We start from the raw sequence: 14,318 nt of genomic DNA on the forward strand, positions 1-14,318 counted from the left end.
CGGCCATGACGGCTGAGCAGGAGGAGAGCGAGCTCATGTGGCAGCCGGCGAGCTTCTACCCGGATCCGGCGATCGAGATCCTGGACGACAGCTTCCTGAAGTACCGGATCTTCAGCGCCGCCGTGGAGCGGCTCGCGACGGGCTTCCGCTGGGCGGAGGGGCCCGTCTGGTTCGGCGACCAGCGCCAGCTCGTCTGGAGCGACATCCCGAACGACCGCATGATGCGCTGGGACGAGGAGACGGGCGCGACCTCCGTTTTCCGCAAGCCGTCGAACTGGGCGAACGGCAACACGCGGGACCGGCAGGGCCGGCTCGTCACCTGCGAGCATGCACGGCGGGTGACCCGGACCGAATATGACGGCTCGGTCACGGTCCTGGCCGAGAGCCATCAGGGCAAGCGGCTCAACTCGCCGAACGACGTGGTCGTGAAGTCGGACGGTTCGGTCTGGTTCACGGATCCCGCCTTCGGCATCCTGGGCAATTACGAGGGCAGGATCGCCGAGCCCGAGCTGCCGCAGAACGTCTACCGGCTCGATCCAGCGACGGGCGAGCTGAGCGTCGTGGCCGAGGATCTGCGCGGGCCGAACGGCCTCGCCTTCTCGCCGGACGAGAGCGTCCTCTATGTCGTCGAGTCCCGCGCCACGCCCAACCGGCTGATCCTCGCCTACGACGTCGCGGAAGGCGGGCGCGCCATAACCAACCGCCGGACCTTCATCGACGCGGGCCCCGGCACGCCGGACGGGTTCCGGGTCGATGTCGACGGCAATCTCTGGTGCGGCTGGGGCATGGGCTCGCCCGAGCTGGACGGCGTGATGGTCTTCAATCCCGAGGGCCGGCCCATCGGCCGCGTCCGCCTGCCGGAGCGCTGCGCGAATGTCTGCTTCGGCGGCGCGATGCGGAACCGGCTGTTCATGGCGGCGAGCCAGTCCGTCTACGCGCTGTACGTCAATACGCAGGGAGTCGCGGGCGGCTGAACCCCGCCGAAGATTCGCCGTTGTTGCTCCCGACGTTCGAGGAACAGAAGGCGAGGCACGCGATGAGCAACAGTCCATTTCCGTCGATGACGGCCCTGCTCGGCCTTCTGGCCGTCGCCGGCTATCAGAACCGCGACAAGATCGCCGAGATGCTTGGCGGGCTGACCCAGGGCGGCGGCCCGGCCCCCCAGGGCGGACCGCAGCCCGGCCAGGCTGACCAGGGCGGGCTCGGCGGGCTCCTCGGGGGCCTGCTCGGCGGCGGGATGGACGGCAGTGACCGAAGCGCCGGCCCGGGCGCAACCGGCGGCCATATCGGACAGGATCCCGGCAGCTTCCTGGGCAGCGGTCTCAACGAGATCCGCGAGCGCTTCGCCCAGGCGGGGCAGCGGGACACCGTGGAATCCTGGCTGGGGACAGGCCCGAACCGCGAGATCGCGCCGAACGAGCTCGAACAGGCGATCGGCCCGGACGTGCTGCAGACCCTCTCTCAACGCACCGGCCTCTCGCGCGAGGAGCTGCTCGACCGGCTCACGCGCGAACTGCCGAATGCGGTCGATCGCTACACGCCGGACGGCCGTCTTCCGCAATACTGACGGGCGGCGAGGCCTCCTCCATGGTGGCCCGCGACCGCCAATCCCGCTAACCTTCCGGCTCAAGTTGCCAGGCGGAATGCCGGGCCGGGAGGAGCGATGTCCAAGGGTTTGCGCAAGGGCCTCACGAGCTACGGCGACGCGGGCTTCTCGCTGTTCCTGCGCAAGGCCTTCATCAAGGCGATGGGCTATTCCGACGACGCGCTCGAGCGGCCGATCGTCGGCATCACGGATACCTATTCCGACTACAATCCGTGCCACGGCAACGTGCCGCAGCTCGTCGAGGCGGTGAAGCGCGGCGTCATGCTCGCCGGCGCGATGCCGATGGTCTTCCCCACCATCTCCATCCACGAGAGCTTCGCGCACCCCACCTCGATGTACCTCCGCAACCTGATGGCGATGGACACCGAGGAGATGATCCGTGCTCAGCCGATGGATGCGGTCGTGGTCATCGGCGGCTGCGACAAGACGCTTCCGGCCCAGATCATGGCTGCGGCATCCGTCGATCTGCCGACGATCGTCGTTCCGGTCGGCCCGATGGTCGTCGGCCACCACAAGGGCGAGGTGCTCGGTGCCTGCACGGATTGCCGGCGCCTCTGGGCCGCGCATCGCGCCGGCGAGATCGACGAGCAGGAGATCGAGACGGTGAACGGACGGCTGGCGCCATCGGTCGGAACCTGCATGGTGATGGGCACGGCCTCGACCATGGCCTGCATCACGGAGGCGCTCGGCCTCTCCCTGCCGATGAGCGCGACCGTCCCGGCGCCCCATGCCGAGCGCATCCGCATCGCCGAGGCGAGCGGCAAGCGCGCGGCCGAGATGGCGGTCTCCGGCGGCCCGCGCCCCTCCGAGATCCTCACCGCCTCCGCCTTCCGCAACGCGCAGATCGTGCTTCAGGCGATCGGCGGCTCGACGAACGGCCTGATCCACCTCACCGCGATCGCGAACCGCACGAAGGAGCGGATCGACCTTGAGGAATTCGACCGGATCGGCCGCGAGGTCCCGGTTCTGATCGACCTGAAACCCTCAGGTCGGCACTATATGGAGCATTTCCACCATGCCGGCGGGGTGCCGAAGCTCTTGCGCGAGCTCGGCGACATCCTCGACCTGGACGCCAGGACGGTGGCCGGAGGCACGTTGCGCGATGTGGCTGCGGCGGCCGAGGAGGTGCCTGGACAGGACGCGATCCGCCCGCGCGCCGATCCGATCAAGCCGATCGGCGCCATGGCGGTGCTGCGCGGCAACCTCGCCCCGCGCGGGGCCGTCATCAAGCACTCGGCCGCGAGCCCGAAGCTGCTGCAGCATACCGGCCGCGCGGTCGTGTTCGAGAACGTCGAGGACATGGCGGCCCGGATCGACGACCCGGATCTCGACGTCACGGCGGAGGACGTCCTGGTGCTCCGCAATACCGGGCCGGTCGGGGCGCCGGGCATGCCGGAGGCCGGCTATCTGCCGATCCCGAGAAAGCTCGCCCGGGCCGGCGTGAAGGACATGGTGCGCATCTCGGACGCGCGCATGAGCGGCACCGCCTTCGGCACCATCGTGCTCCACATCGCGCCCGAATCGGCCGTCGGCGGGCCGCTTGCGCTGGTCAGGACTGGCGACCGGATCCGCCTCGACGTCGAGGGACGCCGGATCGACCTGCTCGTCCCCGACGGGGAACTGGCCGCGCGCCGCGCCGCCCTCCCCCCGCGCTCACGTCCGGACTGGGCGAGGCGCGGCTATGCGCGGCTGCTGCACGATACCGTGCTGCAGGCCGACCAGGGCTGCGACTTCGATTTCATGACGGGCGCCGGCGACGACCAGGCCTTCGTCGAGGAGGTCCCGGCGGTCGACGGCACGGACAAATAGATCAACGACGGCAATAAGGGGAGGAATGCATGACCAGGGAGAAGGATCTCACGCGTAGGCGCTTCGTCGCGCTCGGAACGGGTGCAGCCGCGGCATTCGCCTCGTCCGCGCTGCCGGCCGTAGCACAAGAGAATTGGCCGCAGCGCCAGGTGATCGTCGTCGTGCCGTTTACGGCGGGCGGTACGACCGACATGTTCGGGCGCATCTTCGCGCAGGCGATGCAGGCGAAATACGGCCAGCCCTTCATCGTCGAGAACAAGGCAGGCGCCGGTGGGACGGTCGGGGCAGGCGCCGTCGCGCAGGCGGCGAAGGACGGCTACACGCTGCTCGTCGGGACGGCGAGCACCCATGCCATCGCGCCCTTCGTCTACAAGCGGCTGAGCTACAATCCCGAGACGGATTTCCAGCCGATCAGCCTCTTCGCGACGCTGCCGAACCTGCTCGTCGTCAGCCCGAAGATGCCGGTGAAGACCTTCCCGGAATTCATCGAGTACCTGAAGCAGAATTCGGGCAAGCTGAGCTACGGCTCATCGGGCGTCGGCGCCTCCAACCACCTCCCCGCCGAGATGATCGCGAACATCACGGGTACGAAGATGGCCCACGTGCCCTACCGCTCGTCGGGCGACATCATGAACGCGATCGCCGGCGGACATATCGATCTCGCCTTCGACAACATGACGCTCGCCTGGCCGCAGGCCGAGGCCGGCACCGTCCGGGCCATCGCGGTGACCAGCAAGGACAGGAGCCCGACGGCACCGGACATCCCCGCCATCGCCGAGACCATCCCCGGCTTGGATGTCTCGACATGGCATGGGCTCTTCGCCCCGGCCGGCGTGCCGCGGCCGATCATCGACAGGATCGCGGCCGACGTGAAGGCGATCTATTCGACGCCGGACGTGCAGGCGAAGCTCAAGGCGGTGGGCGCGGTCGCATCGCCGAACACCCCGGACGAATTCACGATGTTCTCGGCAGCCGAGCGCAACAAGTACAGGGACATCGTCAGATCCGCCGGGATCGAGCCGCAATAGCCGCCCAGCGCTGCGCGGTGTCGGCTGCGCGGCGGCTCAATCGAACCCGGCGAGCACGGTTTCGATCGGGAGGAACAGGGTGCGGCTGTCCTCCGGATACGCGATGAATTCGGCGCATCGCATGTAGAATGACTTGGCGGCCTCATCCTTGGCGTGGACCAGCACCGCGCCGATGCCGATGCTCCGGGAGGCGGCCGCGATCCGGCGCAGCGCGTGCGACAGGATGTCGGCGCCGAGTCCCTTTCCGGCATATGCGCGGTCGACCGCGAGCCGACCGATGACCGAGACCGGGATGGCGTCAGGCGCGTTGCGGCGGAGTCGTCCCGGCGCGGCCGTCCGCTCGACCGATCCCGCGGAGATCGACACATAGGCTGTCACGCGGCTGCCCTCGCACACGACATAGGTTCGCGAGAAGCGGCTCTCGTTCTTGAAGGCGCGCTGGCGGAGCCAATCGTTCAGGACCGGCTCGCCACAATCGAAAGCCGAAAGATCGTGCTCGGCGCTCAGGGAGGCAGGGGCCGACAGGCGAGACCCGGGCTGCCGCAACTATTTCTCCCAGGCCGGCACGCGGCGCAGCAGGGAGCGCAGCTTCGGCCCCGGCGCGGGAGGATTGTCGAGGGCATCCAGGAAGGCATCGTAGCGCGCCGGGTCGAGGGCGAAGAAGCGCCGGTCGAGCAGCACGTCCATCGCCTCGCGCCGGGCGCTCTCGATCATGAACTCGGTCCGGGTCTTGCCGAGGATCGCCGCCGCCTCGTCGATCAGACGGCGAGTCCCGGCCTCGATGCGAAGATTGATGCTGCCTCTCGCCTCGGTGGCGGAGGAGCGTTCCGCCAGGGCGGAGCCGGAGCCTTCCGGCGATGAAGAGCCTGCCATGCCGCATCATGCAAGCGCGTATCTACAACGTCAATACGCAGCGCTCGATACGGACTGGCGGGAAGCCGGTTCTCGCCTCAGCTCTTCACGGCGCCCGCCGTCAGCCCGCCGACCATGTAGCGCCGGAAGGTGTAGTAGATCGCGGCCGGCGGCAGGGCATAGATCAGCCCCGTGGTCATCAGGAGCTCCCAGGGGCTGTCGTCGGCCGCCAGGAAGTTGCCGAGCGCAACCGGCAGGGTCAGGTCCCGGTCGCCGGACAGCAGCAGGAACGCGAACAGATACTCGTTCCAGGCGAGCAGCAGCGCGTAGATGCCGATCGCCACGAGCGAGGGGGCCATGAGCGGCAGGTAGACGAGCCGGAAGAGCTGGAGCGGCGAGGCGCCGTCCATGATGGCCGCTTCGTCGAGCTCGAGGGGAAGCTTGTCGGAAGCCTGTTTCAGGACCCAGATCGCATAGGGGCTGGCGATCGTGACCATGGCCAGGATCAGCGCCCATTTGGTGTTCAGCAGGCCGTAGGCCCCCATGGTCTTGTACATGGGGACGGCGAGAAAGGCCGCCGGGATGAAATAGGTGAAGAGCGCCAGGTTCATCACCGTCCGGCCGCCGCGCACCTTCAGCCGGCTGATCGCGAAGGCCGCCGCGGTGGCGATGACGAGCGTCAGCACGCCCGTGGTGAAGGCGATTAGGACCGAGTTCCAGAGCTGGCGCCAGAAATGGGACAGGAAATAGTGGCGTTCGCCGAAGACGATCGCGAAGTTCCGGAGGGTCGGATGGGTCGGGAAGAGCGCCCCCGAGAACGCCGATTCCTTGGGAGAGAACGCGAACAGCGCGAGGTGGTAGATCGGGATCAGGGTCCAGAGGAGAACCGGGATGCCGACGAGGAGGAGCTTGGCCTCCTTCCCGGCGGCCTTGAGCCAATCCGGACGGCGGCGCGGCGATAGATCGAGCGCCCGCGCGGTGGCGGCGGGCGCGCCTGCGATCCCGGCGCTCATTTGGAGAGCCTCCGCATCAGGACATAGACGAGCGGCAGGACGAAGGGCATGGCGCAGACCACGGCCGCCATGGAGAGGTCGACCTGGTCGAGCCGGAGATAGCGGATGCCGAGCGTCGCCAGCACATGGGTCAGGTCGGCCGGGCCGCCGCCGGTGAGGAGATAGACGCTGTTGAAGTCGCCCAGCGTCCAGATCATCGAGAGGATCGTGCAGGTGACGTAGAGCGTCCGCATCGACGGCCAGGTGACGTGCAGGAACTTCTGCCAGCCGGTCGCGCCGTCGACGGAGGCCGCCTCGTAGAGATCGGACGAGATCGACAGCCGCCCCGCGAGGAGGATGAGAGTCCAGAAGGGCAGCGACTTCCAGATATGGACCGCGATGGCGAGCGTCAGCCCGAGCCGCGGGTCGTTGAGCCAGTTCGGCCCGTCCTCGGCCGTCAGCGAGAAGACGATGTGGTTCACGATCCCCCATTCCGGGTTGAGCATGAACCGGACCGACAGGATGGTCGGGATGGACGGCACCGCCCAGGGCAGGATGAAGAGGACGGAGAGCCAGCGGATCCAGCGCCGCTCGTGGGTGAAGAAGCCCGAGAGGAAGAGGGCGATCGCCATCTTCACGTTGATCCCGACGATCAGGAAGACGAGCGTGTTGACGACCGTGCCGGCAAAGATCGGGTCGGCTACGAGATGGGCGTAGCTCGCCGGGTGCCGCGCGAGCCAGAGCCCGTACCCGACGGGATAGACGACGAAGAACACGAAGACGAGCAGGTAGGGCGCGAGCAGGATCGCGCCCCAGGTCTGCCACGGCGAAAGGCGGAACGGCCGACGCGCGCTCGCCGGCGCGACGCGGCCGGCCGCGGTGGCAAGCGCTGCGGACATCGGCTCCTCCCTCCCTCGCCGCCCCGGCAAGAGCCGGGACGGGGCGATCAGCAGATGCCGGGCTTTCGCCGGCCTCGGCGGCGTGGCGCTACTGCGCCGCCACCTGCTTGATGCGGGCAAGCATCTCGTCCGCAGCCTTCTCGACCGGGACCTTCTCGCTCACGACCCGGTTCATCGCCTTGGCGAACACGTTCTCGTTGTTCAGGAGCGTGAACTTGTAGTTCTTCACGTAGTCGAAGGGCTCGGTGCCCGACTTGAACTGGTTGTAGACCGCCTTCCTGTGCTTGTCGGCCTGCCAGAACGGGCTCTCGATCGAGTCCTTGGTGACGGGGAACCAGCGGCCGAGCGCGCCCTCGATATACGGCCGCAGGTTGTCCTCCTCCATGATGAACTTCACGAATTCCTTGGCGGCCGCCTTGTTCTTGGCGCCGGAGAAGACGACGCCGTGCTTCACGTCGGCGCGATACGTCATCGGCTTGCCGTCCGGCCTGTTCGGGAAGGGCGCCGTGATGATGAGCTCCTCGTAGGCCTTCTTGGCGGCCTCGCGCTGCTCGGGCGTGGCGCTCGGATTGACGGAATCCTCGTACCATTTCGCCGCGATCGAGATGGTGAAGTTGTGCGTCATCACCGTCGTCTTGTTGTGGAAGGCGACGTTGTTGTCGGGATCCTTCCAGGTCGTCGCCGATGGCGGCACGCAGCCTTTGACGTAAGGATCGGTGTAATCCTTCAGCGCCTTGACGAGACCGTCGCGCACCTTCGGATCGTCGACGAGGAGCTTGCCGTCATTGTCCACGAGCTTCACGTCGTAGGCGTCCATGAAGGCGTAGAAGGACTGGAAGGAATCCGTCGATTCCACGCCCATGGGCGCGCCGATGCCGTAGGTCCGCGTTCCCGAGGCCTGGCGATAGGCCGGCTGGACCTTGTCGCACCAGAACGACCAGTACTCGCTCCAGCCCGTCGGGATGTCCCCCGCCTTGAATCCGGCCTTCTCGAGCATGTCGCCCCAGATCTCCGTATGGAGCGTCTGCCGCTTCATCGGGAAGCCGTAATAGGCCTTCTTCTTGGTCTGGTCGTTGTAGAGCAGCATGTGCTCGACGGTCTGCGGCGCGAAGCGCCCCATCATCGGCTGCAGGATGTCGGTCAGGTCCTCGAGCTTGCCCTCGAAGGCCCATTTGCCCGCGGCCTGATTGTTGTAGGTGTCGGCATAGCCGACATCCGGCGGCGAGCCGGAATCGAGCGCCGCGACGGTCTTCGGGATCATGTCCTGGATCGCGTATTGCGACAGCTCGACCTTGATCCCGGTCTTTTCCTCGAACTTCTTGATGGTGGCCCAGAGCGACTCGTCCTCGGACCGGTAGAAGCCCTTGCTGAACCAGACGGTGAGCGTCTTCTCCTGCGCGACGGCCGGCATCGCGGCCAGCATCAACGCGCCGAGCGACAGCGCCCCAGCGATGCCTCGCCTCATGTGCTTCCTCCTGAGACCGCCTCGTTCGGTGGGCGGGTCGCGCGAGTTCAGCACGGGAGCGTGGCGCGGCGCAATTCCCCCCTGGGACGATGCGTCGTCGCGTCAGCCTCGGATGCGGTCCAGACCGTCCCAGTCGAACTGGATGCCGTGCCCGGGCCGGTCGGGCGCAAGCGCGAAGCCGTCGCGGATGGCCAGGGGATCGGCGATGTAGCGATCGAGGCCGAAGCCGTGCGCCTCCAGATACGAGCGGTTCGGACAGGCCGCGAGGAGATGGACGGTGATGTCGTGCGCGCCGTGGCTCGTGACCGGCAGGTTGAAGGCTTCGGCGAGGTGGGCGACCTTCATGAAGGGGGTGACGCCGCCGCAATTCGTCACGTCCGGCTCGGGGAAGCTGAGGGCGTCCGCGCCGATATAGAGCCGGAACTCCCAGATGGTCCTCAGGTTCTCGCCGGCCGCGATCGGCACGCCGCCCTCCCGCAGGATGCGGGCATGGCCTGCCGGGTCGTCGGGTATGGTCGGCTCCTCCAGCCAGACGAGCCCGTAGGGCTGGAGCGCGCGGGCCGCCCGGATCGCCTCGTCGATGGACCACTTCATGTTGGCGTCCGCCATCAGCGGGAAGCCGCGGCCGAGATGCTCCCGCATCGCCGCGACCCGCTCGACGTCCTCGTGCAGGTGCTTGCGCCCGACCTTCATCTTGATGGCCCGGAAACCCTTGGCGAGGTTGCCGTCGGTCTGCCGCAGGAGGGCGTCGAGCGGCAGGTCGAGATCGATGCCGCCGGCATAGACCGGCACCTTCGGGTCGAAGCCGCCGAGCAGCTTCCAGAGCGGCAGGCCGGCGCGCTTCGCCTTCAGGTCCCAGAGGGCGATGTCGAAGGCCGAGAGCGCGAGCACGGTCGGCCCGCCGCGCCCGCCGTAATGCGTCGCCCACCAGATCTTGTGCCACAGGCGCTCGATCGCATCCGCATCCTCCCCCTCGGCGAGCTCCGCGATCTCGCGCCGGAGCACCGCATCGACGGCCGCCCCGTTGCGGCCGACCGTGAAGGTGTAGCCGACGCCCTCCGCCCCCTCCGCGTCCCGCACCCGCACGGTGTTCAGCTCGAAGGCGCGCATCTCGCCATGCATCGAGTCGGTCAGGACCTCGGGCAGCGGGATGCGGTAGAACCCAGGCTCGACCGCGACGAGCTTCGCCATTCCCGTTCCTCCCGGCCGGCGCTCACCCGGCTCCGCGCATTGCACGCCGCCATGGAAGCATCCGGCGCAGGTCCTGGCCAGATCTCCGCCGGGAGGTCAGGCCCCGCCCGAACACCGAGAGAACCACGCGGTCGGGGCGACGGGCGCCAGACGCCAGGGAGAGGCTCGTCCTCAGCCAGGCGAGGCCTGGCGCGGGGACGAGCGTCACGGGCGGGCTCCGGCTATGTTCTTGCGCCCGCCTCCCAGCGGGAGCAGGTGCGGGCGATGTCCGGCTCGGTCCAAAACTTCCTTCTCGTCTACTCGGCGCTGTTCTCGATCATCAATCCGATCGGGGGCGCGGTCATCTTCAGCCAGGTCACGGCAAGCCGCTCGCATGACGAACGGGTGGCGCTTGCCAGGCGCATCGGCTTCTACTCCGCGCTGGTCATGGTCGGCGCGCTCTGGTTCGGCGGCGCGATCCTGTCCTTCTTCGGGGTGACCATCGCGGCGCTGCGGATCGCGGGCGGCCTCATCGTCGCGAGCTTCGCCTGGCAGCTGCTGCATCAGCCCGAGAAGCGCGAGGAGGCGAAGACCGGCCAGGCGCAGGAAGCCGAGGGCCTGGAAGCGATCGCCTTCTTCCCGCTCACCCTTCCCTTCACCACCGGGCCCGGCACGATCTCGGTCGCGGTGGCGCTCGGAGCGACGGTGCCGGCCGGGGCTCCGGGCTATCCGCTCTTCGTCCTGGCGGCATCCAGCGCGGCCGTCGCGATGGCGCTGACGGTCGCCTTCGCCTACGGCTCCGCCGATCGCCTCGTGCGCCTTCTCGGCCAGTCCGGGGCGCGGATCGTGTCGCGCCTCTCGGCCTTCCTGCTCCTCTGCGTCGGAACGCAGATCGCCCTGAACGGACTTACGGATTTTCTGAGAGCGGTTCCTGCAAATCCCTGACGTCGGGTTCTCGAGCACGACCGTTGCGGCGGACGTCAGAGGCGGGAGCGGTCCTGTCCGCGTCCGCTGGCTTCGCCAGTCCGGAGCGCAGACGCTCCAGGAGCGCCTCCGCCTCCGGGCCCTCCGTGAAGCGGCCCGCGGCGAGATCGGCTTCGGCTTCCCGGATCAGCTCCCGCTCCCGGGCGAGCCGCGCAGCACGGTCGGCTCTGCTCTCTGAAGCCTGGTGGCTCGGCTGGGGCAATCCGGCCTCCTTCGCGTCGGCGACAGTATAGGGCGGAACCGAAGCCGTTAAACGGGGTGTCCTGCCCTCAGATCTTCACCGGCGGCAGGCCGAGGATCTCCCGCGCCTCGGCCGGCGAGGCATGCTCCATGTTGAGCTCGTGGATGATGCGGACAGTACGCTCGACCAGCATCTCGTTCGTCGCGAGCTTGCCGCGGGCGTAGTAGTTGTTGTCCTCCAGCCCGACCCGCACGTGGCCGCCGAGCAGGATGGCCTGCGTGGTCGCCGGGAGCTGCGCGGGGCCGATGGCAGAGACGCAGAAGATGGACTGCGGGGGCAGAAGCCGGATCATCGCGGCCAGGATGTCGTGGCTGTAGGGCATGGCGCCCTGGAAGCCCTTGTCGGCGCCCAGCACCATGTTGATGTAGTAGGGCGGCTTGTCGTAGCCCTTCTCGATCAGGCGCGTGACGTCCTGCAGGATGTGGGTCGGGCCGAAGACCTCCCATTCCGGCTTGATCCCCCGTTCCTGCATGCGCTTGGCCAGGAACTCGCAGCGGGAGGGAGTCGTCACGACGAGGATCTCGCGGCCGCCATGCACGTCGGCGAAGGTCATGCCGTCGAAGGTCGCCATCTCGGCCCCGGCATCGCAGCCCTTGAGCCGCTCCTCGAAGTTGCTCTCGAAGAGCCCGTCGGGGCGTGCGAGCAGCATGTCGCCGTTGGAGCCGCCCCCGGTCGAGTTGTTGATGATGATGTCCGTCCTCTCGCGGACGCGCCGGTTGATGTCCTTGTAGATCTCGGCGTTGCAGGTCGCCTCGTCGTCGGGCCTGCGGGCATGGAGGGCCGCGATGGCGGCGCCCGCCTTCCAGGACTTGTGGACCGACTCGGCGATCTCCGCCGGCTGGGTCGGCAGGTTCGGGTTCTGCGCCTTGGACGCCATCCCGCCGGTCGGGGCCACCGTCACGATCACCTTGGACATGCTTCTCTCCTGAGGGCCCGCGGGCCGGGGATCACGGAAGATTGTTCGCTTTCGCCTTGGCGGATAGGAGCCCGACCAGCAGCCGGTCACGCTCGGCGAGCATGGCGGCGGGGTCGATCGCGGCAAGCTCCTGCCCCACGCCGGCGACGAGGGCGGCCTTCAGCTCGGGCGTCAGCCGGGGCGTGCCGAGATCGGCCCACATCCGCTCCATCAGCGGCCCGAGATGATCCAGCGTGTGCTTCAGGCCTCCGGGGCCGCCCGAGAGGTGGTTGAGAAGGCAGGGTCCCATGAGCGCCCAGCGCAGGCCCGGCCCGTGGGCGATGGCGGCATCCACCTCGGGGACCGTGACCGCGCCGCTCTCCACCAGATGGAAGGCCTCGCGCCAGAGCGCCGCCTGGATGCGGTTGACGACGTGCCCGACGAGTTCCCGCCGGATGCGGATCGGGCGCTTGCCGACGGCCGCGTAGAACGCCATGGCGGCCTCGAGCGCCTCGTCCGATGTCGCGCGACCGCCCACCACCTCAACGAGCGGAACGAGGTGCGGCGGGTTGAACGGATGCCCGACGAGCACGCGTTCGGGATTGCGCGCGGCGTCCTGGAACACGCTCGGTCCGAAGCCCGAGGAGCTCGAGGCCAGGATAACGTCGGGCGCGGCGGCCTCGCCGATGCGCCGGAACAGCTCGCGCTTCACGTCCTCCCGCTCGGGGCCGTTCTCCTGGACGAAATCGACATCCGCCACCGCGGACTCGAGCTCGGGAACGAAACGGAGCCGGCTGCGCGATGCGTGCGGGGCGAGGCCGAGTTCGACGAGGGCCGGCCAGGCGGCGTCGACATCCGCACGGAGGCGGCTCTCGGCGTCCGGGGACGGGTCGGTCGCGATCACGTCGAGCCCGCGGGCGAGAAAGTGGGCCGCCCAGCTCGCGCCGATGACGCCGGTGCCGACCACCGCCACCCGTTCGACCGCGCGTGCGATCATGCGCCCTCCCGGCCGGCTTCTCCCGTCCGGCTCCGGCATTTCGCCCGATGACGGTTGCCAAAGCAACCGGCCTGCGTGATCTTCCGGCATCCGCGCACCGGACTGCGCGAAGAGACGGCCTGCCCATCATCGGGCGGCGACCGTCCGACGACATAGGCTCGGGAGGAAGGCCGATGAGGAAGCTGGGCATCGCGGCCACGCTCGCGGCGGCGCTCGCCGCAGGCGCCGCATCCGCGCAGGACAAGCCGGTGAAGATCGGCGTCCTGAACGATCAATCCACCGTCTTCTCCGACTATCAGGGCATCGGCTCCGTCATCGCGGCGCAGCTCGCGGTCGAGGACCACGGCAAGCGGCTGCGCGTGCCGGTCGAGGTCGTGTCCGCCGACCACCAGAACAAGACGGATATCGGGGTCGGCCTCGCCCGGCGGTGGTTCGACCAGGACGGCGTCGACGTCATCGTCGACGTTCCGAACTCGGCGATCGCGCTCGGGGTCGCCAATCTCGCGCGGGAGAAGAACAAGGTCTTCATCGGCTCCGGCGCCGGCACCGCGGACCTCACCGGCAAGGCCTGCTCGCCGAACACGGTCCACTGGACCTACGACACCTGGGCCTATGGCCACGGGCTGCCGAAGGCGCTCGTCGAGCAGGGGGCCAGGAAGTGGTTCTTCATCACGGCCGACTACGCCTTCGGCAAGGACCTCGAAGCCGCATCCGCGGACGAGGTGAGGGCCTTGGGCGGCGAGGTGCTCGGCCAGGCGCGGCACCCGCTCGGCACCTCGGACTTCTCCTCCTTCCTGCTCCAGGCGCAGAGTTCCGGCGCCGACGTCGTCGCCATCGCCAATGCGGGCGACGACACCACGAACACGATCAAGCAGGCGGGCGAGTTCGGGCTCGCGCCGAAGCAGCGGCTCGCTGGGCTCATCCTGAACGTGAACCACGTGCCGGCGCTCGGGCTCGCCTCGATGCAGGGCGTCTATCTGATGATGCCGTTCTACTGGGACATGAACGACGGCACGCGCGCCTTCGCCAAGCGCTTCATGGAACGCCATCCGCGAGGGAACGCGCCGAACGACATGCAGGCGGGCGTCTATTCGGCCGTCGCGCACTACCTCAAGGCGGCCGAGAAGCTCGGCAGCGTCTCGGACGGGCGGGCGGTCGTGGAGGCGATGAAGTCCATGCCGACGGACGATCCGATCTTCGGCAAGGGCTCGATCCGCCCGGACGGGCGCAAGCTCCATCCGATGTATCTGTTCACCGCGAAGACGCCCGCCGAGTCGAGCGGAAAGTGGGACTACTTCAAGCTCGTCGCGACGGTGCCGCCGGAGAAGGCGTTCCGGCCGATGGCGGAGGGCAACTGCCCGCTCGTGAAGGGGTGAGCGG

14 protein-coding genes are annotated in these 14,318 nt (G+C 68.4%); 6 read left to right on the forward strand and 8 right to left on the reverse strand.

Annotated elements, in window-relative coordinates:
• The first annotated feature begins 5 nt into the window (after window positions 1-5).
• The 4 genes from HJG44_RS07285 (at window position 6) to HJG44_RS07300 (ending at window position 4,443) form a co-directional block, all read left to right on the forward strand.
• Window positions 6-974 carry an SMP-30/gluconolactonase/LRE family protein gene (locus HJG44_RS07285; RefSeq protein WP_430395038.1) on the forward strand — a complete coding sequence of 323 codons (969 nt, stop codon included), beginning with the start codon at window positions 6-8 and terminating at the stop codon, window positions 972-974.
• A gap of 62 nt (window positions 975-1,036) precedes the next feature.
• A complete protein-coding gene (locus HJG44_RS07290; RefSeq protein WP_171217691.1) occupies window positions 1,037-1,567 on the forward strand; it encodes a YidB family protein in 531 nt (176 codons plus the stop codon).
• A gap of 96 nt (window positions 1,568-1,663) precedes the next feature.
• Window positions 1,664-3,415 carry an IlvD/Edd family dehydratase gene (locus tag HJG44_RS07295; protein ID WP_171217692.1) on the forward strand — a complete coding sequence of 584 codons (1,752 nt, stop codon included), beginning with the start codon at window positions 1,664-1,666 and terminating at the stop codon, window positions 3,413-3,415.
• A 29-nt stretch (window positions 3,416-3,444) separates the two neighbouring features.
• Window positions 3,445-4,443 carry a Bug family tripartite tricarboxylate transporter substrate binding protein gene (locus HJG44_RS07300; RefSeq protein ID WP_171217693.1) on the forward strand — a complete coding sequence of 333 codons (999 nt, stop codon included), beginning with the start codon at window positions 3,445-3,447 and terminating at the stop codon, window positions 4,441-4,443.
• A 36-nt stretch (window positions 4,444-4,479) separates the two neighbouring features.
• On the opposite strand, the gene HJG44_RS07305 is transcribed toward HJG44_RS07300, so the two are convergent.
• The 6 genes from HJG44_RS07305 to HJG44_RS07330 all read right to left on the reverse strand — a co-directional run bounded on the left by HJG44_RS07305 (window position 4,480) and on the right by HJG44_RS07330 (window position 9,842).
• A complete protein-coding gene (locus HJG44_RS07305) occupies window positions 4,480-4,989 on the reverse strand; it encodes a GNAT family N-acetyltransferase (protein WP_171217694.1) in 510 nt (169 codons plus the stop codon).
• Window positions 4,990-5,316 carry a type II toxin-antitoxin system TacA family antitoxin gene (locus tag HJG44_RS07310; protein WP_171217695.1) on the reverse strand — a complete coding sequence of 109 codons (327 nt, stop codon included), beginning with the start codon at window positions 5,314-5,316 and terminating at the stop codon, window positions 4,990-4,992.
• A gap of 77 nt (window positions 5,317-5,393) precedes the next feature.
• Complete coding sequence (locus HJG44_RS07315; protein WP_171217696.1) at window positions 5,394-6,308, reverse strand: carbohydrate ABC transporter permease; 915 nt, start codon at window positions 6,306-6,308, stop codon at window positions 5,394-5,396.
• On the reverse strand, window positions 6,305-7,186 hold the full coding sequence (locus tag HJG44_RS07320; RefSeq protein ID WP_171217697.1) for a carbohydrate ABC transporter permease: 882 nt from the start codon (window positions 7,184-7,186) through the stop codon (window positions 6,305-6,307). The genes HJG44_RS07315 and HJG44_RS07320 overlap by 4 nt, the downstream gene beginning before the upstream one ends.
• 88 nt (window positions 7,187-7,274) lie before the next feature.
• Window positions 7,275-8,651, reverse strand: coding sequence for an ABC transporter substrate-binding protein (locus tag HJG44_RS07325; RefSeq protein ID WP_171217698.1), 1,377 nt, complete (start codon window positions 8,649-8,651; stop codon window positions 7,275-7,277).
• Between the two features lie 102 nt (window positions 8,652-8,753).
• A complete protein-coding gene (locus HJG44_RS07330; protein WP_171217699.1) occupies window positions 8,754-9,842 on the reverse strand; it encodes a mandelate racemase/muconate lactonizing enzyme family protein in 1,089 nt (362 codons plus the stop codon).
• 264 nt (window positions 9,843-10,106) lie between these two features.
• Between HJG44_RS07330 and HJG44_RS07335 the strand changes: the two genes are divergently transcribed.
• Window positions 10,107-10,766 (forward strand): MarC family protein, encoded by a 660-nt coding sequence (locus HJG44_RS07335; protein ID WP_171217700.1) that lies wholly within the window; start codon window positions 10,107-10,109, stop codon window positions 10,764-10,766.
• 308 nt (window positions 10,767-11,074) lie between these two features.
• On the opposite strand, the gene HJG44_RS07340 is transcribed toward HJG44_RS07335, so the two are convergent.
• Complete coding sequence (locus tag HJG44_RS07340) at window positions 11,075-11,962, reverse strand: beta-keto acid cleavage family enzyme (RefSeq protein WP_171217701.1); 888 nt, start codon at window positions 11,960-11,962, stop codon at window positions 11,075-11,077.
• 31 nt (window positions 11,963-11,993) lie between these two features.
• Entirely contained in the window at window positions 11,994-12,938 is a 945-nt protein-coding gene (locus HJG44_RS07345) for a 3-hydroxyacyl-CoA dehydrogenase NAD-binding domain-containing protein (protein WP_171217702.1), read from the reverse strand.
• Between the two features lie 173 nt (window positions 12,939-13,111).
• Between HJG44_RS07345 and HJG44_RS07350 the strand changes: the two genes are divergently transcribed.
• Window positions 13,112-14,314: an ABC transporter substrate-binding protein gene (locus HJG44_RS07350; RefSeq protein ID WP_171217703.1), complete on the forward strand. Its 1,203-nt coding sequence runs from the start codon at window positions 13,112-13,114 to the stop codon at window positions 14,312-14,314.
• Window positions 14,315-14,318: the final 4 nt, after the last annotated feature.

Source organism: Enterovirga aerilata (genome assembly GCF_013044135.1).
In the GTDB taxonomy this organism is placed as follows: Bacteria; Pseudomonadota; Alphaproteobacteria; order Rhizobiales; family Beijerinckiaceae; genus Enterovirga; species Enterovirga aerilata.

Coding starts and splice junctions, on each gene's coding strand:
- HJG44_RS07340 (WP_171217701.1), bottom strand. CDS start 11,962: ATGTCCAAGGTGATCGTGACGGTGGCCCCGACCGGCGGGATGGCGTCC.
- HJG44_RS07345 (WP_171217702.1), bottom strand. CDS start 12,938: ATGATCGCACGCGCGGTCGAACGGGTGGCGGTGGTCGGCACCGGCGTC.
- HJG44_RS07290 (WP_171217691.1), top strand. CDS start 1,037: ATGAGCAACAGTCCATTTCCGTCGATGACGGCCCTGCTCGGCCTTCTG.
- HJG44_RS07295 (WP_171217692.1), top strand. CDS start 1,664: ATGTCCAAGGGTTTGCGCAAGGGCCTCACGAGCTACGGCGACGCGGGC.
- HJG44_RS07350 (WP_171217703.1), top strand. CDS start 13,112: ATGAGGAAGCTGGGCATCGCGGCCACGCTCGCGGCGGCGCTCGCCGCA.
- HJG44_RS07310 (WP_171217695.1), bottom strand. CDS start 5,316: ATGGCAGGCTCTTCATCGCCGGAAGGCTCCGGCTCCGCCCTGGCGGAA.
- HJG44_RS07325 (WP_171217698.1), bottom strand. CDS start 8,651: ATGAGGCGAGGCATCGCTGGGGCGCTGTCGCTCGGCGCGTTGATGCTG.
- HJG44_RS07315 (WP_171217696.1), bottom strand. CDS start 6,308: ATGAGCGCCGGGATCGCAGGCGCGCCCGCCGCCACCGCGCGGGCGCTC.
- HJG44_RS07285 (WP_430395038.1), top strand. CDS start 6: ATGACGGCTGAGCAGGAGGAGAGCGAGCTCATGTGGCAGCCGGCGAGC.
- HJG44_RS07335 (WP_171217700.1), top strand. CDS start 10,107: ATGTCCGGCTCGGTCCAAAACTTCCTTCTCGTCTACTCGGCGCTGTTC.
- HJG44_RS07320 (WP_171217697.1), bottom strand. CDS start 7,186: ATGTCCGCAGCGCTTGCCACCGCGGCCGGCCGCGTCGCGCCGGCGAGC.
- HJG44_RS07330 (WP_171217699.1), bottom strand. CDS start 9,842: ATGGCGAAGCTCGTCGCGGTCGAGCCTGGGTTCTACCGCATCCCGCTG.
- HJG44_RS07300 (WP_171217693.1), top strand. CDS start 3,445: ATGACCAGGGAGAAGGATCTCACGCGTAGGCGCTTCGTCGCGCTCGGA.